This is a genomic window from Acinetobacter haemolyticus CIP 64.3 = MTCC 9819 (assembly GCF_000369065.1).
GTDB lineage: Bacteria > Pseudomonadota > Gammaproteobacteria > Pseudomonadales > Moraxellaceae > Acinetobacter > Acinetobacter haemolyticus.
The window spans coordinates 358,014-381,493 of record NZ_KB849800.1 but is presented as its reverse complement, the minus strand read 5'-3'; the positions used below and the strand labels follow the sequence as shown (position 1 = coordinate 381,493).

Genomic DNA, 23,480 nt, shown 5'->3' with positions numbered 1-23,480 from the left:
TGATATGAATGCCTTGCAAAATAATAATTCCCCTGCGGTGATTGCCCGCCATTTACGACAGGTATTTCAGGCAGAGAATAAGAAAAACCCAGCGACTTGTGCGCTTGAGGATTTAAACATCCAGATTGCATCTGGACAACTTACGGCTCTGGTTGGGCCTGATGGAGCAGGAAAAACCACATTTCTGCGTCTGATTGCAGGATTATATCAGCCCTCTTCAGGTTCATTAGAGGTATTGGGTATAGATGTGGCGAAATATCCACAACAGGTACAAAATCGTATTAGTTATATGCCACAACGTTTTGGACTATATGAAGATTTAAGTATTCAGGAAAATCTTAATCTCTATGCGGACTTGCATGGTGTACCACAGCAGGAGCGTAAATCACGTTTTGAGCGTTTACTGGAAATTACCGATTTAAAGAAATTCACAGAACGACCCGCAGGTAAATTATCAGGTGGGATGAAACAGAAACTGGGACTGGCCTGTACCTTGGTCCGTTCACCAGAATTGTTGTTACTGGATGAACCCAGTGTTGGGGTTGACCCATTATCTAGACGTGATCTATGGATTATTATTGAGCAACTGATCAAGGAAGAAAATTTAAGCGTTATTATAAGTACCGCCTATATGGATGAGGCGGAACGGTGCGCTGACATTTATGTGATGTATGAGGGAAAAGTTCTACAACAGGGCACAGCAAAAAGTATGAGTGAGCAAGTATGTGGTCGCACATGGCAGGTCGAACCCCCTACAAATATTAAAGCTCGGATTTTACAAACCCAGTTGCTGGATATGCATCAATATATTACTGATGCAGTACCAAAAGGCGATGTGGTGCGATTTATTACTACACCTGAGTTTCCAGAATTACCAAAACAGTTATTACCTCAAGGCACAGTCATTTGTAGTCGAGAACCTGAACTTGAAGATGCCTTTATGTGGTTTCTACATCAGGCGCAGCAGGCAACGCATGGTGAGAAAAATGATCAGATTCGTGTGATTGACAATACACCAACCGATGAAATTGAACAGCAACCACCTGTGATTGTGGTAAAAGATTTAGTTCGCAAATTTGGTGATTTTACTGCGGTGGCAAATACCTCATTTGAAGTTAAACGAGGTGAAATTTTTGGCTTGCTGGGGCCGAATGGTGCAGGTAAAACCACAACATTTAGAATGTTATGCGGATTATTGCCCGCCAGCAGTGGCACACTTGAAGTTGCAGGCATGAACCTACGCACTGCACGGGCGCAGGCACGGGCAAAAATTGGCTATGTCTCACAGAAATTTGCCTTGTATGGTAATTTAACGGTACTGGACAATCTCAAGTTTTTTGGTGGTGCGTACGGCTTGTCAGGGAAAAAATTAACACAGCGGATTGGTGAGGCCTTACAACGTTTTGAATTGAACCCGCATGCCAAAAGTGGTGATTTACCTAATGGCTTTAAGCAACGCCTGTCTATGGCAGCCGCTTTGTTACATCAACCTGAAATTGTGTTTCTGGATGAGCCCACCAGTGGTATTGACCCTTTGGCAAGACGTGCATTCTGGTACACCATTGGAGAGTTGGCGAATCAGGGTATTACCATCATTATTACTACACACTTTATGGAAGAAGCAGAATATTGTGATCGCATCGCCATTCAGGATGCAGGCAAAATGTTGGCATTGGGTTCACCCAAACAGGTGCGGATACAGGCAGGAGAACAAGGGCTAGATGAAATGAATAGTGCCTTTATTGCCATTGTTGAGCAAGCCCGTTCCCTGCAAGGGGAGAAGACATGAAACTCCCTGCATCTATCTTACGCCTAATTGCTTTGATCCGTAAAGAAACCCGTCAATTGGTCAGGGATAAAAGCAGTTTGGCAATTGGTTTAGTCCTGCCGATTATCCTGATTTTATTGTTTGGTTATGGTCTGTCTTTTGATTTAAGCAATGGTCGTGTGGGTATTGTAGATCAAAATATGACGCCACAAAGCCAGCAAGTGATGACGGGATTGAATGGCAGTCGCTATATTACGGCAACCTCCTATCAAAATTTTTATCAGGCTGAACAGGCGATGGGACGGGCAGAAATAGATGCCATTGTGGTGTTGCCCTCCGATTTTGCCCAACAAAGTGCCAATAACACTGCGACGATTCAAGTGATTAGCAATGGTCGTTCAACCAGTATTGCCTCAGTCTTGCAGGGCTATATTACTGGTGCTGTTAATAATACCCAAGCCATTCAGGCTGATCGCACTCATATGCGCCCAATAATGGGAATGATGAGTGTTGAACAACGTATTTGGTTTAACGAGTCAGCTAATAGTACATGGTTTCTGGTGCCAGGTTTAATGGTGTTGGTACTGACTTTGATTGGTGCATTCCTGACAGGTTTATTGATCGCCAGAGAACGTGAAAGGGGAACGCTGGAAGCCTTATTTGTGACTCCAGTTCGTCCTTTGGAAATCGTATTGGCAAAACTGGTTCCTTATATTGTGGTTGGCATGATTGATATTGTGGTGTGTTTATTGGCCGCATCGTGGGTTTTTGAGGTGCCGACTCGTGGTTCATTGCTTTCAATTATTAGTTCATCATTCTTATATTTAATGGTTTCTTTGCTACTTGGCTTAACCATTTCAGGTATTTCAAAAAGCCAGTTTCAGGCTAGTCAAATGGCATTGCTGGCCAGTTTTATGCCTGCCATGATGCTGTCAGGTTTTGTTTTCGATACCCGTAACTTGCCAACTGTCGTACAGATCATCAGCCAACTTTTACCAGCTACTCATTTTATGACTCTCATCAAAACTCTGTTTTTAGGTGGTGATGATTGGGTTTTATGGTTAAAACAATGTGGCATTTTAATGATCTATGTGGTGGTGCTAACCTTTGCAACCACTCAATCATTGAAAAAACGTTTGAGGTAATCCCAATGATTCAACTTGTAACGGCTTGGTTCAGTTACCTTATTGTTTTAGTACGGAAAGAATTTCTTACCATTTTTAGTGACCCTGCCAATCGTACCATTTTATTTGTCCCCGCCTTGATGCAGGCTTTATTGTTTGGCTATGCGGCCAGCTATGATGTCAATCATGTGGATTATGCAGTTCTGGATCAGAGTAAGGGGCAGGCATCACAACAATTTCTGGCACATCTGGATGGTTCAGCGGTATTTAATCGCACAGCGACTTTGACAAATAATAGCCAAATCCAGCAGGTGATTGATGATCGAAGTGCATTGGCGGTGATCACGATTCCTGCTGATTTTGAAGATAAACTCAATCAGGGACAGACCTCACCAATTCAGGTTGTTCTGGATGGGCGTAATTCTTCCACTGCGGGTATGGCTGGTTTATATATCAGTAATGTGGTGGCAAAGGTCAATCAGGAACGTTTGGGCGCGACCTCTACCATCAATATTGAAACTCGGACTTGGTATAACCCTAATCAGGAATCCAGATGGGAGCTGATGCCATCTTTAATTGCGGCTTTAAGCATGATGCAAACTCTATTGTTGTCTTCTTTATCGGTTGCCAGAGAACGAGAGCAAGGTACTTTTGACCAATTACTGGTCACACCTTACACACCCATTCACATTATGATAGGCAAGGCATTACCGCCAGTTTTTGTTGGCTTAATGCAGTCTACCATTATTTTGTTGATCATCATGTTCTGGTTTCAGATTCCCATGAATGGCTCACTGACTTTACTTTATTTTGGATTACTGTGCTTTAACGTTGCAGTGGTTGGTGTCGGTTTGTCTATCTCGGCAATTTCCCTGAATATGCAGCAGGCCATGTTGTTTACGTTCTTTCTGATTATGCCATTGATGCTGTTGTCAGGACTGTTAACTCCTGTCCAGAATATGCCATATGTATTGCAGGTTGGAACCTACGTTAACCCATTGCGTTTTGGGATTGATTTGGTGCAAAGGGTATATCTAGAGGGTGCAACCTTTTCTCAGATAAAGTGGGATTTTGTACCAATGTTTGTCTTGGCTGTGGTTACCTTGCCTTTGGCGGCTTGGTTGTTTAGAAACAGGTTATCTTAGATTAAGCTTTATCAGTGTCATTTACAGACTTTTGTGATAAATATTATTCTTGAACAAAAAATCTGTGCACATTATTATCCAATATAGATATATGACTGCGCAGATTTCTATTAGAACAATTAAAAAAGACTGCTTTTGAACATACTGCACTTGTAGTATATGACAAATGGCTTTGAGGATAAAAAGTTTGAAGAGGCTGACGCGAAGCTTTCTAGCTATTTAGATACTTTAGATAATCCAAAAGCAGATAAAAAAGATCAACAAAAGATAATTTGCATTGAATATCCAAACGTCTATAAGCATGAGTATTTACCAGCATTATTAAAGCTTACAGATGCAGAACCTAAAGAAAAGTTATTGAATGATTTGAAGTTAACAACAGATTACTATAGTGAGAAGCTAGGGATAGTGTGTGAATAACTCAATGATTGAGTTAAAAAAAGATTTTACTCGACCTGAATATTCGAATCCAGTCGATGCAATGTGGGAGTTTTTTCAAGAAAATCCAAATCTTAAATGTGTGAACTTTGATCCTATCCAGAATGGTGTAAGAGCTTTCTATATTGTTATCAATTGAGAAAGTAATATTGAATCTGTTGTTAATTAACAAGTTGACTATGCTTGAACTATTCCAATTCGAGTTGGTTATCATCTTTTGTAACCTTGGCGAATTCAAACATGAGGTGCGACAGTTTGAAAAGTCTTATGATAATCAACAAGCTGAGCAAATTTCTCTAATGGTGTAAGCCAATCTAACGCTTTTCTAGGACGAGTATTCAGTGACATGGCAACTTGATTTAAATAATGCTGATCTGCCTGATTTAAATCAATCCCTTTAGGTAAATATTGCCTAATTAAACCATTCATATTTTCGCATGTGCCTTTTTGCCAGGGTGAATGTGGGTCACAGAAATATACATCTATGCCTAAATCTTCTTCAAGTATTTTATGTTCTGCCATCTCGCGTCCACGGTCATAGGTCAACGTTTTACGCAGTTCTGCAGGTAAATATTTCAGAGCTTCAGTTAAAGCCTTGCGCACTGATTCTGCCTTTGCATCAGGTAATGTTGCCAAGATACAGAGCCGTGTATTTCGTTCAATAAGTGTTGCTATCGAACTTTTATTGTCTTTACCTTTAATTAAATCAGCTTCCCAATGACCCGGTATTTTTCTTTCTTGAACTTCGGCTGGGCGCTCATGAATAGTTTTAATATCCTGTAATATAGAATCTTTTTTAGGTTCACCGTTAGCTTTTCGCTTTTTATTTTCATGACGTAGACAGGATAATAAGTCTTTTTTCAACTCACCCTTGGGTAATGCTCGTATCGTTGAATAAATCGTTGTATGGCTTACATTCATTGTTTGATCCAAATCAGGAAATGTCTTTAAACGCTTTGCTATTTGCTGAGGAGACCATAAACAACGGATCGCTTCAACAATAAATTTCCAGAGGATTGAATCGATTTTGAGTTTTCTGTGACCACGTCTACGTCTAGCAAAAGTGTTATCAGAAGCATATCGAGCTTGATAAACGTCATTGATGCTATTTCTTTTAAGCTCACGATAGATCGTACTAGGATGTCTTTTAATAAGTTCAGCAAATTTTCTGGCTGAAAAGCCTTCTTTTCTTGACTCAAGCATTAATGCAGTACGATCTTCAAAGTTAAGATGATGGTATGACAATTTTATATACTCCATAAACCCTTTAAATTAATTAGGTGGTTTATGTCGCACTTCAAGTTTTACTCTGCCAAGTAATCCTGTTGTCTTAGTTTCATTCTTATTAACAAAAATCTTATTCAGATTGCAATATGCTTGATCAAAATCTTGATTCAGATTTTGTACAAATACTTTTGCAGTGTCTGTTTCTTCTTCAAATTGCTGCCAAATCGTACGCCCATCAGCTAGCTTCGAGGTTAAAAATAAATAAGTTTCCTTTACAATAGTATCTGTGGCAGCATTTCCAAATACATCAAATACTTGACTTAAATTTACATTATTAGATATTAAATATCCATTATTGCAAGGCTCTTTGAAAAATAAGATTGGAGTAGATTTCGCATCAGGGTGAGTAAAGGTACTCGAATGCGTCGTCACTGCATATCTAGCGTTTTTAATTGCTTTGACTAGCCATAATTCAGGGTGATATCTTTCGTCAGCTTCAGAAAATTTCCCTTTATTTGAACTCTTGTTTAACCACTCTCTCTTTTGATTTAATAGAAAGTTTTCATATTTTTCTTCAATCATTAAAGTACCACTCCATTATTTTTATCCAAAACAACCAATCCAAATTGTTCTGAATAGATAAGATTTTTATTCTCATCATATTCCGGTAACATAATTTCCCCATACCGTTTTGATAAGGATTCTATCTTTTCCTCAATATCCTCATTTTCACCTGAATTATCAAGAGCTAAACGACATAAAATGTCGTAATAATTTCGATTTAACCATAATCTTTTATTCTCCAACTCATTTAATTGAATGTGATGAATATTATAAAAACCATTACGATTAATATATTTCCCAAAATCATCTTTTATAGAAAACTCAAGTTTTTGATTTTTTAATACAGCAAAAAGCTGAATATTCGGAGAACTCTGTCTAAAAGGGGTAAATCGTTGCGGTAAAGCTGTTAAAAACCATTTTTGAGTTAACCAAGCATTGAGAGGTTTTGCTCCAAATTTATTGTATGAAGTTAGGGCGTCCACCATCACAGCATGCTCAAGATCAGCTAATTTTTTTATCGCTTGTAAAGGCTGATTTGCCTTAATTCGTGGAATCGCATTAATATTAAAATCAGATGCTGTAATTTCGAGAAGCTCAGTTAGATTTTTCGTCTGTAATTTGAATTTATCATTATTAACTTCAAAACCTGGTTTCTCAAACGCAACCTTAGCTTTGCGAAGCCCTCTTAAATTATATTGAAGCAAAGCAATATTCGGTTTTTGAATATCATGTTCTAATTTTCGATGACGTAACACTCGCCCTGCTAATTGAATGATAGAACGATACGAAGACGGTTCTACAATGGCCCAATCAAAATCATGATCTCGACCAACTTCCTCTACAGGTGTAGCAACCAAAATAAAAATAACATGTTTATCATCAGTTGAATCTAAATGCTGGCGAATGACATCATTTGAAAATGCGGCAGGCTGCTCTGCTCGTTTTTCTTTACGCTTTAGAACTTGATCTAAATGTCGCTCTTGTTCACTACGTAGTAAGAGAACTTGACAACTATGATATGCCATGACACGTGGTGTAATACTTTTAGACCACTCAGCGTTCAATAAATACTGCGTGAGTGCTACACATGGTGGAATATTCGCTACCCGTACTACTCCGAATGAAACTTTTTTACCAGTTTGACTGTCTATAGTGTGATGATCTAAATGCAACTGTTCAACATTCTGCTTAATCCGTTCAAAATATTGGGACTGCAAACTTTGATCTAAACGTTGAACCTCTTTTTCTGCCACAAGATCAGCACAATCTACAATATATGCTTTATGTTTGACGATTTGCTTATTTAACGCATCTGCTCGAAGTTCAATAAATGAATGATGTAAATGTTTAAATTGCTGGGTCGCTTCCATTGCTTGGCTTGAATCAATGGTTTGAATTTTAGTTTTAAACTCATCGACCCACATCGCAACAGCATCTGTATTTTTAAGCTTCTTAAAAGCACAGTAAAGCGACCAACCTTGCTGATAAGCATAAAAAAAACCTTCAGCTAATGCAGGCGGAATCGTTGCCGATGAAATCATCACTTTACGCCCCAACATTCCAGCTAAATGAATGAGTCGAGCAATTGCAATTAAGTCCTGACCATTAAAATCATCAACTTCATCAATGACTAAATCAGATGAGGAAAGTCTCAAGCTCGGTAAAATATATTTACCACCACGCTTGGTTTCAGTGGCCGCCATCATATGATCAATGGTGCAAGTCAAAACAGGTTTATATAAAAAAGCTTTATTTCGTTGTTCTTGATGCTTTGGAAACAAGGCATTCATAAAGTCGGCTTGCGGCATAGCATCATAATCGAGTTCATTTTCTAATAGTTCTTCCAACGACTCAGAACCAATTTTCTCAATATTGATTTCATCTTTTTGATCATTCTTTGTATTTTTATGATGCAGCTCTTGAACAGCTTTTGAACCTATTAAAACAGCAAGCTCATCATTTCCTAATCCTATATCATGCCGATATGAATCTCCAGTTTGTAAGGTTAATGTTCTTAGTCCTAAAGCTAAGATATAACGTAATGATCCTCCATCTTTTGATAAAGCTTGCATAATTTTGGCATTGGCAATGGTTTTACCTTTACCCGTACTCGCCATATTGACAATAAACCAACCTTGTTTCCTAGCAGTTTCATTTTTTTGAATAAATTGCTGTATTCCTTTGACAGCCTGATCTTGCCATTCAAAACCTTGGGAACTTTTCTTTTTTAACTTTTGAATATCATATGCTGATTCCATGTCATCTGCTAAACGGCTCAAAGACTGCGCGACACGCATGGCGTTGTCACTGACACGTACCAAATGCTCATCTAAATACTGCTTGGCCTGTTTTGTTAGAGGGTCAGTATTTGCAACGAGTAATAAATTTGTTTTCCACGTTTTATCTGCCTGACATGATGAATAATAGTGATCACCCAACATGAGACATAACCTTGCATGATGTAAAATCACTCGCCAACTACCATCAATAAAAATTTGTTCTGATACCTGAGATTCTTGTAGTAAACGTGATGACCATTTTTTAATTTGCTTTGTCCATTCAACTGAATGTGTCAATAAACCTTGTTCAAATTCAAAGCATAATTTCAAGCGTTGCTGATATTCTTTTTCTTCAAACTTATTTTGATAACCCCAATCTGCTTCAATCAACTCAAAGAGTTCAGCAATATGATTTACAGGTTCAGCCGCATATGCCTTTAAAAGTTTATCATCTTTTAAATTAGGTAAACGATGATGTGAAACAACAAGCCAAGCAACTAACTGCGCTAAAGGTGGAAGTTGATCTAGAACTTTTGATTGATCGGAGTTTTTTAAAATGGTCTGCTTAAGTAAATCCTCATCCCAACTTTGATTAATCAATAGACTCAACCATGCTTGATCAGATTTAGTATTTCCCGATGATTGAACCAAAGCATTTAACAACATGCAGGAAATCCATTCATGCCGTAAAGGATCACCTTTAAATTGATTATTTTTACTGAGGAGTTTTTGTTGAAACAAAACGGTTGCTTTGCCCCAATCATGCAGTAAAGCAGAAACAGCCACCAAGGCTTTAATTATAGGTAAATAATGCCAATCATTTTCCCATTTATTTTGAGCTAAACTTTTTCTTGTAGTATTAACAGGCACAATCCCCTGCTCATTAAACTTATTACGATTTCCCACAATCCATAAAAGTTCACTTCTACGCCGACCACGAATCCAATGGCAACTCACTGCGGTATTCTTCGTAACTGTTTTTCTGAGCAGCTTTTTTACTGCTAACAAACCATCTTCGGTAATCACCGTTTGCCACGTGTTATCGCCAATACGGTCTGCAAATGCATCTAACACACGACGCGTTCGAGGAATCGCTTTCTTTTCACATTGAGAGATAAAAGTGACGATCATCATTCACTCTCCACTACTGGAAAACTTTTACATGCCTGCAACTTCACTTGCCCAAACATCCAATCTAGACAACGATATTCAGTAAATTTTTGGAGAAGTTGCTGCCTAAACTCTTGTTCTTTCATTCCTTCTTTAGCACATATAAATGCCCACGGTAAAACCACTGCATCCTTAACTAAATCAGCCACATCAAACACCAAAGCACCGCGTCTAGTCTTACCATGAATCACAGCAAAACCATGATTGATACCGAGCACCCAAAGTGTGGTTGCCGAAAGCCCATAAGCCAAATAGTTGCCATGGTTCAAAAAGTCATTCGCCAAATCACCCTGTTCAGGATTACGTTCAAAACTAAGTTTGCAACGAATCGCTGCAATCTTGTAAAGTTGTTTGGTCATTTGTGCTTCTGCAAGCAATAAATCGCCAACCTTAGCCATATTTGGAATTTTCTTTTCAAAACCATTTAACGCTTGTTGAATATCCTGATCATCTAAATAAAAGCCTTCGTCTTTTAGGTCTTTGTCTTTTGCCCAAATTTTGCGGATAAACTCAATTCGAGCAAATTGAAATTGTTTTGCCACGTCTAAGCGTTTAGCTTCATCAAACCAAAAACTCATCCATCCTTGCATATACTCCGTTGGACGATATTCACTCTGTGGCGTTAACCACTCCACTTCACTCCCTGCAAATAATGGTGTACCGCCACCCCCACAAAACCCCACCAAGACACCTGCACTACACAACATTCGCATCGCCGCTTGAGTAATAGATGTACCTGTTCCAAGTAAAATCACAGTGGTATTGGCTATTGGAATATTCCAATACTGATTTTCATTTTTGGCTTCAGTGAGATATAAAACCCGACCATCTTTTTGCATCACGCGGCAATGTTCGAGATAATAAAGATTGGCACGCTTTGAATGTAATATTGCTTTTAAATCAGATGGATTAAGTTGTTCTATTGTTATGATTTCTCTTTTTTTTTCTTATACTACTTGAACATTTGGTAATAAAAAAGCTGCCGAAGCAGCTTAGCGACATATCATGTCGTTTTAACTTTATTCCTTTGAAAGATTAGCAAAAATTTAAGAATCAATCTTATCAAACTTACGATCAATCAAACTCAGGCGACCACGAACCACATCGGACAACATCCGCCAATCAGAGATAAAACTATAAAGTGGTTGCTTAAAACTTGCAGGCTTATTATGTTCAAAGAAAAAATGTCCAACCCAAGCACACGCATAACCAGACAATAAGCCATAAGCCAAATATTTAGCCTTACGCTGGCGAATCGCTTTACTCCAAAAATATAAACCAATCGAACTGCCTGCTACATGCAAACGTCGACTCGCCATACTGCGATGCTCGGTTAAGTAAAAGCGATAAAACTCATTGTAATCTTTTATCGGTAAAGTGAATTCTACTGGCTTCGCTAAATTTGCTGGTGCATTCATTTATTGATCATCCTAATCCTGTCCTCTCTGCACACGGTACTGCATTTTTTGTACAAAATAAAGTCATGTAAGATAATACGATATACTGAACCATGTCCTACAAGGAAAATAGCCTTTTTCAGCATAATTGCTCAACTTGTGTTTAGGTTATACTCAATCATAAACTTATTCATTCTAACGGTCAGGAGTCATCTCCACATGGAAATAGAACTTAAATTTCAACTTCCTGCATCTAAGAAAAAAAGTGTGTTATTGGCATTAAATAAGCAGAAAGCTCAAAAAATTCGTCTACAAGCCAAATACTACGATACTGCTGATCGAACTTTAGCAAAAAACTATGTCGCAATCCGTTTGCGTCAAGAAGGGGAACATTGGGTACAGACCTTTAAAGCAGCAAGTAAAAACCATTTACAACGCATCGAAGAAGATATTGAACTGGGTAAATGTGAACAAGAACCTGTTTTAGATTTATCTCTTTATGAAAATTATCCAGCTATACAAAGTATTTTAAAAGACCTATTAGGAGATCCACTCGCTCCACTAGAATTGCAATTTCAAACTGATGTGGAGCGCACCTTTCACACCTTTGAATTTCAAGGTTCAAAAATCGAAGTCTGTTTAGATGATGGTGAAATTCGAACCGCCAAGGACACTGCAAAAATCTGTGAAGTAGAATGTGAGTTAAAACAAGGTTCAGCCCGCGATTTAATTATTTTCTCGAATCACTTAGTCGAAAAATATCAATTATGGCTCGATGTACGTAGTAAAGCTGAACGAGGTAATTTATTGGCAATGGGGAAAAAAGTTTCACCAGCAACTAAAGCCAAAACATTACAACTTCAATCAGACTTTTCTGCTGAGCAAGCGATCAAACTGATTATTGAAAACTGCTTAAATCAAATCCTACCTAATGCTGACGCAATTGCTGGCGAGGTAGCTGAAGCAGATCATATACACCAAGCGCGCGTTGGCATACGTCGTTTACGTTCAGCACTCAAACATTTTTCTCATTGGACAGAGCAACTTGATCCAATTTGGCAAAATGACCTGACAGAGATTTTTCAAGCATTGGGTCAATCAAGAGATCAAGATGCGATTCAAGCATCCGTCATTCCATTGATTAAAGCTGTATCTGATTTTGACTTCTCATTTCCAAGTTCAGCTAAAACGAATATTTCCAAACCATTAAGCAGTGTTAAAACAACACAGCTATTTTTATCGTTGTTTAGCTTTATCTATAGTGAAAATGAATCAACAACGAAGTTATCGAAACAAGTTGCGAAAAGCTTAACTTCACTCTATCAAAAGATTTTGAAAGATACCTCGGTATTTTCAGAACTTCCAGTAGAGCAACAACACCGTACACGAAAACGAGTAAAACAATTGCGTTATTGCATCGACTTTATTACTGGGCTTTATCCAGAAAAAGAAGTTCAAAAGTTTCTGAATAAATTACAACCGATTCAGGAATATTTAGGTTTCTACAATGATCTGTTTGTTGCAGAACATCTATTTGAACAATATGCATCAAAACAACCACAGTTTTTATTTGCCTTAGGTTGGGTCAAAGCGCAACAACCTCATGTTGCTAAGAAGGCGGCAAAGAAACTACAAGATTTATCGGCTAAAGATAATTTTTGGGAGTAAAATTTTCTCTTATATTTTTGGAAAACCTCCTAAATCATTTTTATCTATAACAGATATTTATGATCGTGCTAGGCGGCATGGATGCCGCCTGTTTGACTGCGGTAGCAAGGATGCACCGTCAGTCAAACAAATGGTTTTGCCTACTTTGTCCGAAAACAAAGTAGGAAATCGCCTACGCGAAAACATTAAAACTTTATATAGCATTTGTGGCTGTGCTGATATTTTTATTAAAAATTAGCGTTTCAAAGTATTTATTTGCCTTAAATCATTTACCTATATTTCCCAAAAACCTTCCACGTACCATTATAAGCAATTGGATCACTATAACTATCATTGCGCTGCTTGCGTGGCTTATCCCGCGCATCCACCAATTTAAAATGTGGCTCTACACTGAGAATCATGCCATTCATATAAAAACGGGTGCGCGTGTATTCACTTTGCCCATGCTGAAACACATATGTGCGTAAATCGATAAACTCACGATGAGCCACCAAAGCTGCGGTATCATCGCTCTCTAACCACGCTTGCATCGCAAAAATTTGATCGGTATCAAACTGTCCGCATTTTTCCACTAATGCCGCCACGCCTCGAAAAGTTTTAGATTCTTTTGCACGAGTTTTATTGATCCGAATCCGATCTACATGAAAGAAAAACAACGGCAAATTTAAATGACTGGGTAAGTGAATGGCATCAATAACCTCATCTTGCATAAATGGCTGACAAAGTTGCTGCGCTCTTTCAATCAAAGGTTGCCATTGACGATAATATGCATCCACTTCCTCTTTTAAGCCGTAATATATCGGCAACCCTTCTACATGCTGCAAATGTTGAGGTGGATGAATATGCTGACGCAGTAAAGCAATATCGGTTTTTAGACTTTGAATCTCGATTGCATCTGACATTTTGATTATTCTAATTTACTTAGGCTATTTTAGATTAAGACAACGGTTTTGTTTATGCAAGGCTTTGTCTATAATGTCTAATCTAGTTTTGTTGGAAAAGAACATGTCTCAAAAAATTAATGCGACTGATGTAACTGAAGAAGAAGCTTTAAATGCGGTATTTTTTGAGCGTGCAGATGAATTTATTAAACTCGCCAATGAATTTTGCCGTCCACCAAAAGGACAAACAGCAAAACCAGAAGAGTTACGTGGTCAAGTGAGTGCAGCAATGCTATTTGCCACTGCCCGTTTTAACACATGGGTCGCAGCAAATAATTTTAAAGATGGCAATGAAATGCAAGAAGCGAAAGAGCAAGTCATGTCATATTTACTGCAACAATTTCAAATGATGTTAGAAGATAACTTTGACGAATATTGTGAGCAGTTTGATAACTATTTACGTTTCCGCAAAAACGAAGATTTCCACACTCATAAACATGACCACAAATAATCCTTTGTAGGTCGAATCGATAAAAGGCATTGAGTATCTCAATGCCTTTATCTTTTTTAATTAGAATGCGGTATTCACCAAATATGCGGTATAAGCAACGAAGCTGAATAACCACACTCCGCCCTTAACACGTCCGATTCGCCCTCTTCCTTTAAAGCTCAGTGTAAATATCAATAGGCTTAGAGTCAGTGCACCCATTACCACCATGTCACGATGTAACACCTCTTGTGGCACGACTGTAGGATGAATCACCCCTGCTAAACCGACAACAGCAAGCGTGTTAAACATATTGGAACCGATCACATTACCTATCGCAATATCTAACTCACCTTTGCGTGCTGCTGCGATCGAAGAAGCCAGCTCTGGTAAAGAAGTACCAATTGCAACCACGGTTAAGCCTATAATCAAATCACTCACACCAAAGGCTTGTGCAATTTCTACCGCCCCCCAAACCAATAAGCGTGAACTAATCACTAAGATAATCAAACCAAATAAAAGCTGAAAAATCGAAGTCTTTAATGGTGTTTGTTTGCTTTGTAGATCGGTGTTGAACTCATGACTCAATACATCACTTTGACTTCGCATGCCTTGCCAAATCGACCAGCCCATATATAAGACCAGCATCAAAAGCATTAACACTGCATCAATTCGGCTGAGCATCTCATCAAAAATTTGTAAGATACAGATTGCGGTGACTAACAATAATATTGGCAATTCTTTACGTACAACCGCAGATTGCACCATAATCGGATGAATTAATGCAGTCACCCCAAGAATCAAAGCAATATTTGCAATATTTGAACCATAAGCATTCCCCAATGCTAGCCCTGGGTTTCCATCAATAGCAGCCATAACCGAGACAACAATTTCGGGTGCTGATGTACCAAATCCGACAATAATCATCCCAACTAGCAAGGGCGGCATACCTAAGTGACCCGCAGTGGCTGAAGCACCATCAATAAACTTATCAGCACTCCAGACCAATAAAATCAGTCCAACAATCACCGCGATCACAGCAAAAGCCATGCTACTCCCCTTTTCCTTATCAATGAAAACACTTCACATGCATTGGATTAGCTTGTCTTCTAATATGACGAGCAACAAGAATTCAAGCATGTGAATTTAAATCTAACTTCAACCATGAAAGCACAGATTTTTTAAAAAACCACCATCAAAGTGAGGAGATCCCTATCAACGAGGATCTTGAGCCTGACCATATTGATCAGCCATCACCTCAACGAAATGCTCAAGTTTAATGTATTTTTTAATGACACGATCTACATCATCTTTACTTAGCTTGGCAAATTCTTGGTCACGCACCGCTCGATCCAATAGCGTTTTATTACGTTCTAATTGCGAAGTCAACATACCGTGAATACGGCGTTCATCTTCTAGTGCAGTCACTCGTTTTTTCATGATATCAGCCTTAGCTGCTTCCACTTCTTGCGCTGTTACACCTTTGCTGAGTAAATCATTCAGTACTTTGTGAACTGACTGAGAGACTTGGCCAGAACGACCTGCCGTATAGTTGGCGGTGATACTTAAAGTACCATCATCGATATCAGGATCTAGGTCTAAACCACTCCCAAATCCATAGACCAATGCATTTTTCTCTCGTAATTCTTGCGCTAAACGCGAAGAAAGTTGCGAGTTACCTAAAATATGACTAAGCACAATTAAAGCAGGTGCATCTGGATGATAAGAACCAACCGGAATCGCTAAAATACTTTGATAGCTTCCAAATTCACGCTGTTCAGATAGCGCATGAATTTTCTGTGCTTTATATTCCGTATATTGTCCAGTAACTTTACGGAAAGGTTGTTTTGCTTTCCAAGACCCAAAGGTTTTCTGCAAAGTCTTTTTCATTTTCTTTGCATCAAAGTCACCTGTGATCGCAATTTGAGCGTAGTTCGTTTCAAAGAACTGATCGTAAAACTGCTTAACTTGTGCTTGTGTCGCTTCATTCAACTGCTTCTTCGCAAGTTCAGGCTCAAAGTGGTAACGTAAATCTCCCGGCTGATAGATTTCTAACACACGAGATAAAGTCATCGATGCCACGACTGCGGGTTCAGTATACGGACGATCCAATGCCGATAAACTTTGATTCTTAGCTAGATCAAACTCTGTTTGGGCAAACTTTGGCTGCTTTAACACATCCACGATAAAACTGAAGAAATCTTCAAATTTATCTTTTTTCGCCTGTATAACGATGGTTAAACCGTTGCCATTTGAACTCACGGATGCCCCGCCACTCGCAGCAATCGCCTTATCCGTAATTTCCTGCAAAGTATGTTTTTCAGAACCACGTAACATCAAATAACTCGCTAAATCTAAGGTTGTTGCCTTTCCAAATAGCGCCTTTTCATCACCAAAATCTAAACTAATCGTGGCATAGGTTTTATCATCACGTGTTGACGTTGGATAAAGTGCGTAACGAATGCCATTTTTCAACTGACCACGTTGAATCTTCTGTTCGTTTTTCTGCAATTGCTGTGCTGACTGTTCAACAAACTGTGCCACTTCTTGCTGATAAACTTTCACGTCCTTAAGTGGTTCAGCCACTTCATTCGTCTGATCTAAAGTTTTGGGCTGCTTTTCCTCGCTCAGCGTCATTGCCTTTTTCTGATCTTCTGGCGTAGGTCGGATATCACCAGAAACACGATGTTCAGGCACTAAAAACTGTTTGAGAGTCGTATTTAATTCATCAACTTTGAGTGCTTGAATCGCTTGTAAATCTTTAAAATAACGATCCCACTGGCCATGCGAAGTTACTGCATAATCGCTTAAACGCGAACCTAATGCGACCGCATCATTGGCAATGGTATCGGCTGCATTCTGGGTGATATTTTTGAGACGCTGTAGTTCGACTTCTCTAAAAGCTTGTTTTTTCTCAACACCCGTTGTTAAGGCTTCACTCACTTGCTTCTCGTCATGATTCGGCGCATAAATTGCCCCCATAAACACAAGATTGAAATCCTGATCCAGCCATGTTGTTGATTGAACAGCAGTACTTATCCCTGTTTCAACCATACTTTTATATAGACTACCGCTTGGCTGTAAAGTAAATAATCCTGGTGCAAGCGCTAAAGCAGGTGCGATATCGCTATTTTTTCCATTCATGTAAATATGAAACTTGGCGAGGTCACTTCCCTTTTCTACACTGAACTGACGTTGTTTGATCTTGGTACTATCTAATACTGGAACTTGCACTGGTGCAGGCACGGGTCTCGCTGGAATTGGGCTAAAATGCTGGTCAATTTTTTTCAGCACTTCGGCTTTATCAAATTTTCCAGAAATCACCATGATTGCATTATTCGGTGCATACCACGTTCTGTAAAACTGATTCAACTCACTCATATTGATTGATTTCAACTCAGCAAGATCACCAATTGGCAAACGCCCAAGATATTGATTGCCGTAAGCTGCTTTCAACATTTGATCCATCAACACCGCAAAAGGTTGATCCATACGGATCTCACGTTCACGCTTTACAATCTCAATTTCGGCTGGAACAAATTTTTCCTGTAGAACCAACTTATCCATACGCTCAGCTTCGAGGTATAGAATTTCATTCAGCGCATTTTTCTCAGGACGAACAATATTAATATACTTGGTTGAATAATAATCAGTGCTGGCATTAGTCATTAGCGTGTATTGATCCAAACGGCGCTGAAACTCATCGCCTTTAACATTGACCGTACCTTTAAATGCCAAATGCTCTAATAAGTGTGCAAGACCGCCCTTGCCCTTAGGATCGTTCAATGAACCCGTCAAATAAACTGTGTTTACATAGACTTTATTTTCTTTTTCATTTGGTGCCAGAATAACTCTAAAACCGTTATCTAATTTATATTCTTCAATATTTCTTTCACTTTTTACGAGTACCGCTTGAGACCAAGACGTCGCACTCAACCCGATCAAACAAAGAGAGAGAGTAAGCTGCTTAAACCGCGTTAACATAATTTATCCAAGTATTTTTTGGTGATTTAAATAAAAAAACTATAGTAGAGAACGATTCGCATTTTTAATAGTTATGTTTTGAAAAAAGCTGTTTAATTAAACAGCTTTTTTCTTTATTTGTTTTAAGATTACGTAAATTTTAGAGATTAAGCTCAGCTTGCATATAGAGTTTTGCATAGCCCGAAATCTCAATTCGATCTTCAGATTGAATAACGCAATCTAAAATACCGCCTCGTTTCGAAGCTTGAAAAGCAACCAATTGCTTTTGATTCAGTTTATCTGCCCAAAGTGGAACAATAGCTGTATGGATTGAACCTGTCACCGGATCCTCATCTATGCCAATCGCAGGCGCGAAATAACGTGACACACAATCAAACTGTCCTTCACCTCTTGCTGTAATTGCCACATCTGGTTGAGAGGCAGTAATCGCTGTACGCACTTTGCCAAGCTGTTTTAGCTTTTCCAGATTGGGTTGCTCATCCAATACATCTTGCACAGTTTCGTACTCAACAATATACGCCTGAGCATTTAGGTACACAGCCTTAAACGGTTTCGTTAAGCCATCACGCAACACTTGTGGGTAGTCAGTGATCAACTCGGCTCTACGAATCGGGAAATTCATTTTAATTTTACCGTCTTCATCTTGAGTAACGATAAAAATTCCTAAATCTTTCACATGAAATTGAATCGTCTTTACAGTAGTGAAATCTTTAAATAAAACAAAAGCACTGGCTAAAGTCGCATGTCCACAGAAGGCAACCTCATCTGTTGGCGAAAACCAACGAATTTCATAATTCGCATCATCTTGTCTTTTGACAAAAGCAGTTTCAGACAAATTGTTTTCTAAAGCAATATTTTGCATCAGCGCTTCATCTAACCACTCATTCACAACGATTACAGCCGCTGGATTACCTTTAAAAGGTTCTTTGGTAAAAGCATCAACTTGGTACATTTTCATAAATTTAAACTCTCAAACTTTTTCAATTATTTTGAACAAATGGTTGATGAATTATAGATACAGATTTTTCTAAATTTACAATACACATCTAAACTTTTAGCGATAAACAACTTTATTTGCAAACAGCATCGTTTTTTTAAGTTATGACTTAGAAACCCAAAGTCTTAACACGACTCAACGAGTTTCTAACTTACAGATTTTGGGTGTTGTTTGGGTGTTGAAGTTTTACTTCTTTTCAGTGACCCATAACATGATTGTACCTTGTACAACTATAGTTCCGTCTTCACGATAAGCTTCAATCGTAACATTCAGATCACCAGCTTTCCATTCATCTTCAACACGCGCAATCAGTTTAATATCTGAATTAGATTTAGCGACATAGTTGACCTGCATCCCTTTTGGCAACCATCTGAGATGGGCTGGAATAGATGCTTCTGTTAATACTCCCATCACAAACTCTAAACCATTACAGATTGCAATCACATGAACCGTTCCAATATGATTTTCGACAGTTCTATTTTTAGACATTATTGCTTCGCAATAATTACGCTCTAATTTCTGAATAATGGGATCAACTGTTTGAAAATATGGTGCTTTTCGACTTACAACTTTAGAAAGTAGTCTTAATCCGCCCGGAACAGGTTTTAACCATTCATAAGCAGCTAGCACATAGTTTTCTTGACGAGTAACTTTCTTTTTTACTTGATTGAGAACCGATGTAATTATATTAGTCATGTGAGTATGATATTAGGTGAATGAGCAAATAACATAACATTGCTCAAGAGTGCTCGACATTGTCTAAGTCAAATAAACGTAGACTCAATAAAGACAACCCATAAAAATAAAAAGGATGGTGCACCATCCTCTTGTTCACTGGATATTTACTCTTCCATATGCTCAATAATGGCTCGACCAAACTCTGAGCAGCGTAATAAGGTTGCATTTGGCATTAGACGCTCAAAATCATAAGTTACGGTTTTTGCCGCAATTGCTCCTGAAACACCTTTGATAATTAAATCAGCGGCTTCGGTCCAGCCCATATCTCGTAACATCATTTCAGCAGAAAGAATAATCGAACCCGGATTGACTTTATCTTGTCCAGCATACTTTGGCGCAGTTCCATGTGTTGCTTCATAAACTGCAATCGCGCCACCAATATTTGCACCGGGCGCTATACCTATCCCGCCAACTTCTGCCGCCAGAGCATCAGAAATATAGTCACCATTCAGGTTTAATGTGGCAATGACTGAATAATCCGCTGGACGCATCAGGATTTGTTGTAAGAATGCATCAGCAATCACGTCTTTAATAATAATGTCTTTGCCCGTTTTAGGGTTTTTAATTTTAACCCAAGGACCACCATCCAGCAGTTCACCGCCAAAACGCTCGATTGCAAGCTCATAGCCCCACTCTTTAAACGCACCTTCGGTATACTTCATGATGTTGCCTTTATGCACCAAAGTCACAGAAGGCTTATCATTATCGATCGCAAACTGAATTGCTTTTCGAACCAAGCGTTGCGTCCCCTCTTTTGAGACAGGTTTGATACCAATACCACAACCCTCAGGGAAACGAATTTTGGTCACACCCATTTCTTCTTTGAGAAACTTAATCACTTTCTTCGCTTCAGGAGAGTCGGCTTTCCATTCAATCCCAGCATAAATATCTTCCGAGTTTTCACGGAAAATCACCATATCTGTTAATTCAGGATGCTGTACTGGTGAAGGAACGCCCTCAAACCAGCGTACAGGTCGCACACATACATACAAATCTAGTTCTTGACGCAAGGCAACATTTAAAGAGCGAATGCCACCACCAACAGGTGTCGTTAAAGGACCTTTGATCGAAACAATGAATTCACGTAGTGCATCAAATGTCTCTTCTGGCATATAATTACCGTAAATCTTATCGGCCTTTTCACCACAATAGACTTCCATCCATTCAATCGAACGTTTGCCACCGTACGCTTTTAGAACAGCAGCATCTACAACTGCTTTCATTGCTGGTGTAATATCTACACCAATACCGTCGCCTTCGATGAAAGGAATGATTGGATGATTTGGAACATTCAGTGACAGGTCTGCATTTACGGTAATTTTATCGCCATCTGCAGGAACCACGATCTTCTGATAACCCATTGTATAGGCTCTCCCTCATGTAACTTGCGAGTAAATGTATACCTTCTTATGGCATACTTTATTTTTTATACTGTGAATTAGTTTAATCCAATCCAATATGTTTTTTGATTTATATGAGAAATAACCGCATTTCCCGATAAAATAAAAGCATATATTCACCAAATACCCCATAATCCAAAAGTAGTATTTCTCTATGAAAATAGTTGTCTTCAACAAACCTTATGATGTCTTGTCACAGTTTCGGGAAGATGAAGCACATCTAACGGTTTCAAGTTTTATCAAAGATCCTGAGTTGCGAATTGCAGGTCGTTTAGATTTAGATTCTGAAGGTTTGATGTTTCTGACCGATCATGGAGGTTTAAATCAGTTCATCACTCATCCAAGCAATAAAAAATATAAAACTTATTTAGCCCAAGTTGATGGCGATGTTACCGAAGAAGCTTTGGAGCAACTTCGTAATGGTGTCGAACTTGCGGATGGTATGACCTTACCTGCTAAAGCGATGAAAGTTGATGAACCAGAATGGTTATGGGATCGTGATCCTCCTGTCCGCTATCGCGCAAGCATTCCGACGAGCTGGATAGAACTGCAAATTTGTGAAGGTCGTAATCGTCAAGTTCGCCGTATGACTGCCGCTGTTGGGTTCCCTACCTTACGTCTTATCCGTACTCAAATTGGTTCAATCAATTTGATCCGTCTAGGTTTACAACCGGGCGAACAAACTGAAATCGAGCCGTTGCTTTTCCCTGATTTTAAAGACCTGCCTGAGGACAAGCCTTACCGTTCTCGCTCTTATGTGAAGAAACCAGGCGGGACTGGCGGCAAGCCTATGCATCAAAAGAAAAAAGAAGGCGACAAGAAAGACCCGAATAAGAAAAAATCAGGCACCAAGCGTATTTGGCAAATGGATGAAAGTGAAAAGCCACGTCGCAAGACCAATGGTACAACTCGACCAAATACTAAAGCACCGCGTGGACGTAGTCGTAATAGCCGTTAATCTCTAATTAAGTTAAAGCCCATGAATGTGGGCTTTAAAACATCTAATAAACAACTAAAGATTCATAATACAAAAGAATAAATATCAAAAATGCATTTTATGAAATAACCAAACATAAGTAAGGGAGAACCATAAATTATCAAGTAATCATATTTATATTTATTTACCTGTCTTTCTTGAAAAATTTTATACCAATAAATCAGGATCGAAAAATTTACAGAGAGTGGTTTTGTTGCACAAAGATTTGAAATGCAAAGCGCCCCTAATTGAGCCAAATTTAAGGCGTAACTTGGGTAAGTGGTCGACCTAATTCCGTAAACCTGTTGAGGACTGCTACACGTGCATGAATTTCATTCACCTGACTAGGAAAGCTTCTTGCCATTAATTTATCGCCTAATAATTTAATGCAATGCATCTTGGTTTCCACCAAACTTCGTCGATGATAGCCTGACCATTTTTTCCATAGTCTCCTGCCTAAACGTTTAACTGTTCGAAGTAATTCATTTCGTTCTAGCGAGCTGATCTTTGTATCTTTCCATGGTTTCGCATTTTTTCTAGGTGGAATCACCGCATGCGCTTGCCGATCTGCAATGACCTGACGGCATTGCTTGGTGTCATAAGCTCCATCGGTATAAACAGAGTCAATCTGCTCATCTTGTGGAATCTGATCGAGTAAATCACCAAGCACTTGTGAATCACTGACATTATTTGTAGTGAGTTGAATAGCGCGTATTTGAAGGGTTTCAGCATCTATACCAATATGTAGTTTACGCCATTGGCGACGATATTCAGGTCCATGTTTCTTGCGTTTCCATTCGCCCTCACCTAGAAACTTCATGCCTGTAGAGTCTATGAGTAGATGCAGCCCATCGCTACTTTTTTGGTAGCTGATTGCAATATCAATATGCTTTTGTCTTCTACAAAGCGTACTGTAATCTGGTGCGGTCCAATTTAATCCACAAAGTTTAATCAGACTTTGCACAAAGCCAGTGACCATACGTAAAGATAGACGGAATAAGGATTTAATCATTAAGCAGCATTGGATAGCTGCGTCGGAGTAGGTTTGATTTCGCCCTTGTTTGCCTTTTGATGGAGCATACCATTGCGTAGCAGGATCAAACCAAATGGCAATATTTCCGCGACTCATGAGTGCTCGGTTATATGCGGGCCAATTGGTTGTGCGGTAGATTTTGTGTGTAGGCTTCTTCATTTGAAAATTATATCGCTGAAAAAGCTTTTACAGATAGGTTTGTGC

General features: G+C 38.9%; 20 protein-coding genes. 8 read left to right on the top strand and 12 right to left on the bottom strand.

Features of this window, described 5'->3' with window-relative positions; all coding sequences use genetic code 11:
- Positions 1-4: 4 nt before the first annotated feature.
- The 5 genes from F927_RS04510 (at position 5) to F927_RS17175 (ending at position 4,614) form a co-directional block, all read left to right on the top strand.
- A complete protein-coding gene (locus F927_RS04510) occupies positions 5-1,789 on the top strand; it encodes an ATP-binding cassette domain-containing protein (protein ID WP_005081852.1) in 1,785 nt (594 codons plus the stop codon).
- A complete protein-coding gene (locus F927_RS04505) occupies positions 1,786-2,913 on the top strand; it encodes an ABC transporter permease (RefSeq protein ID WP_005081851.1) in 1,128 nt (375 codons plus the stop codon). Before F927_RS04510 ends, F927_RS04505 begins: the two co-directional genes overlap by 4 nt.
- Positions 2,914-2,918: 5 nt before the next feature.
- Positions 2,919-4,037 (top strand): ABC transporter permease, encoded by a 1,119-nt coding sequence (locus F927_RS04500; RefSeq protein WP_005081848.1) that lies wholly within the window; start codon positions 2,919-2,921, stop codon positions 4,035-4,037.
- Between the two features lie 159 nt (positions 4,038-4,196).
- The gene (locus F927_RS04495; RefSeq protein WP_005081847.1) at positions 4,197-4,457 is read left to right on the top strand and encodes a hypothetical protein; all 261 of its coding nucleotides are present in this window, start codon (positions 4,197-4,199) and stop codon (positions 4,455-4,457) included.
- 4 nt (positions 4,458-4,461) lie between these two features.
- A complete protein-coding gene (locus tag F927_RS17175; protein ID WP_020846234.1) occupies positions 4,462-4,614 on the top strand; it encodes a hypothetical protein in 153 nt (50 codons plus the stop codon).
- A 95-nt stretch (positions 4,615-4,709) separates the two neighbouring features.
- Here F927_RS17175 and F927_RS04490 read toward each other — a convergent pair whose 3' ends face one another.
- The 5 genes from F927_RS04490 to F927_RS04470 all read right to left on the bottom strand — a co-directional run bounded on the left by F927_RS04490 (position 4,710) and on the right by F927_RS04470 (position 11,133).
- Positions 4,710-5,735 carry an IS30-like element ISAba125 family transposase gene (locus F927_RS04490; RefSeq protein WP_010326927.1) on the bottom strand — a complete coding sequence of 342 codons (1,026 nt, stop codon included), beginning with the start codon at positions 5,733-5,735 and terminating at the stop codon, positions 4,710-4,712.
- A gap of 12 nt (positions 5,736-5,747) precedes the next feature.
- A complete protein-coding gene (locus tag F927_RS04485) occupies positions 5,748-6,284 on the bottom strand; it encodes a type I-F CRISPR-associated protein Csy1 (protein ID WP_005081844.1) in 537 nt (178 codons plus the stop codon).
- Complete coding sequence (gene cas3f, locus F927_RS04480; protein WP_026057250.1) at positions 6,284-9,676, bottom strand: type I-F CRISPR-associated helicase Cas3f; 3,393 nt, start codon at positions 9,674-9,676, stop codon at positions 6,284-6,286. Before cas3f ends, F927_RS04485 begins: the two co-directional genes overlap by 1 nt.
- Positions 9,676-10,638 carry a type I-F CRISPR-associated endonuclease Cas1f gene (gene cas1f, locus F927_RS04475; protein ID WP_026057249.1) on the bottom strand — a complete coding sequence of 321 codons (963 nt, stop codon included), beginning with the start codon at positions 10,636-10,638 and terminating at the stop codon, positions 9,676-9,678. Before cas1f ends, cas3f begins: the two co-directional genes overlap by 1 nt.
- 123 nt (positions 10,639-10,761) lie before the next feature.
- Positions 10,762-11,133, bottom strand: coding sequence for an Mpo1-like protein (locus F927_RS04470; RefSeq protein ID WP_005081836.1), 372 nt, complete (start codon positions 11,131-11,133; stop codon positions 10,762-10,764).
- 198 nt (positions 11,134-11,331) lie between these two features.
- Between F927_RS04470 and F927_RS04465 the strand changes: the two genes are divergently transcribed.
- Positions 11,332-12,780 carry a CYTH and CHAD domain-containing protein gene (locus F927_RS04465; protein WP_005081835.1) on the top strand — a complete coding sequence of 483 codons (1,449 nt, stop codon included), beginning with the start codon at positions 11,332-11,334 and terminating at the stop codon, positions 12,778-12,780.
- 269 nt (positions 12,781-13,049) lie between these two features.
- On the opposite strand, the gene F927_RS04460 is transcribed toward F927_RS04465, so the two are convergent.
- Positions 13,050-13,682: a hypothetical protein gene (locus F927_RS04460; RefSeq protein ID WP_005081833.1), complete on the bottom strand. Its 633-nt coding sequence runs from the start codon at positions 13,680-13,682 to the stop codon at positions 13,050-13,052.
- A 103-nt stretch (positions 13,683-13,785) separates the two neighbouring features.
- Here F927_RS04460 and F927_RS04455 point away from each other — a divergent pair, with 103 nt between their 5' ends.
- Positions 13,786-14,172: a DUF3144 domain-containing protein gene (locus F927_RS04455; protein ID WP_004638360.1), complete on the top strand. Its 387-nt coding sequence runs from the start codon at positions 13,786-13,788 to the stop codon at positions 14,170-14,172.
- A gap of 60 nt (positions 14,173-14,232) precedes the next feature.
- Here F927_RS04455 and F927_RS04450 read toward each other — a convergent pair whose 3' ends face one another.
- From F927_RS04450 to icd, 5 genes are all read right to left on the bottom strand, one after another.
- Positions 14,233-15,198, bottom strand: coding sequence for a calcium/sodium antiporter (locus F927_RS04450; RefSeq protein ID WP_004638359.1), 966 nt, complete (start codon positions 15,196-15,198; stop codon positions 14,233-14,235).
- A gap of 165 nt (positions 15,199-15,363) precedes the next feature.
- Positions 15,364-18,132: a M16 family metallopeptidase gene (locus tag F927_RS04445; RefSeq protein WP_005081831.1), complete on the bottom strand. Its 2,769-nt coding sequence runs from the start codon at positions 18,130-18,132 to the stop codon at positions 15,364-15,366.
- 139 nt (positions 18,133-18,271) lie between these two features.
- On the bottom strand, positions 18,272-19,090 hold the full coding sequence (locus F927_RS04440) for a PhzF family phenazine biosynthesis protein (RefSeq protein WP_005081828.1): 819 nt from the start codon (positions 19,088-19,090) through the stop codon (positions 18,272-18,274).
- Positions 19,091-19,315: 225 nt separating this feature from the next.
- Positions 19,316-19,825 carry a hotdog fold domain-containing protein gene (locus tag F927_RS04435; protein ID WP_004638356.1) on the bottom strand — a complete coding sequence of 170 codons (510 nt, stop codon included), beginning with the start codon at positions 19,823-19,825 and terminating at the stop codon, positions 19,316-19,318.
- A 146-nt stretch (positions 19,826-19,971) separates the two neighbouring features.
- Positions 19,972-21,228, bottom strand: coding sequence for an NADP-dependent isocitrate dehydrogenase (gene icd, locus F927_RS04430; protein WP_005081826.1), 1,257 nt, complete (start codon positions 21,226-21,228; stop codon positions 19,972-19,974).
- 193 nt (positions 21,229-21,421) lie between these two features.
- Here icd and F927_RS04425 point away from each other — a divergent pair, with 193 nt between their 5' ends.
- On the top strand, positions 21,422-22,225 hold the full coding sequence (locus tag F927_RS04425; RefSeq protein ID WP_004638354.1) for an rRNA large subunit pseudouridine synthase E: 804 nt from the start codon (positions 21,422-21,424) through the stop codon (positions 22,223-22,225).
- 277 nt (positions 22,226-22,502) lie between these two features.
- Here the strand turns inward: F927_RS04425 and F927_RS04420 are convergent, their stop codons facing one another.
- Entirely contained in the window at positions 22,503-23,435 is a 933-nt protein-coding gene (locus F927_RS04420; RefSeq protein WP_020846310.1) for an IS5-like element IS17 family transposase, read from the bottom strand.
- Positions 23,436-23,480: the final 45 nt, after the last annotated feature.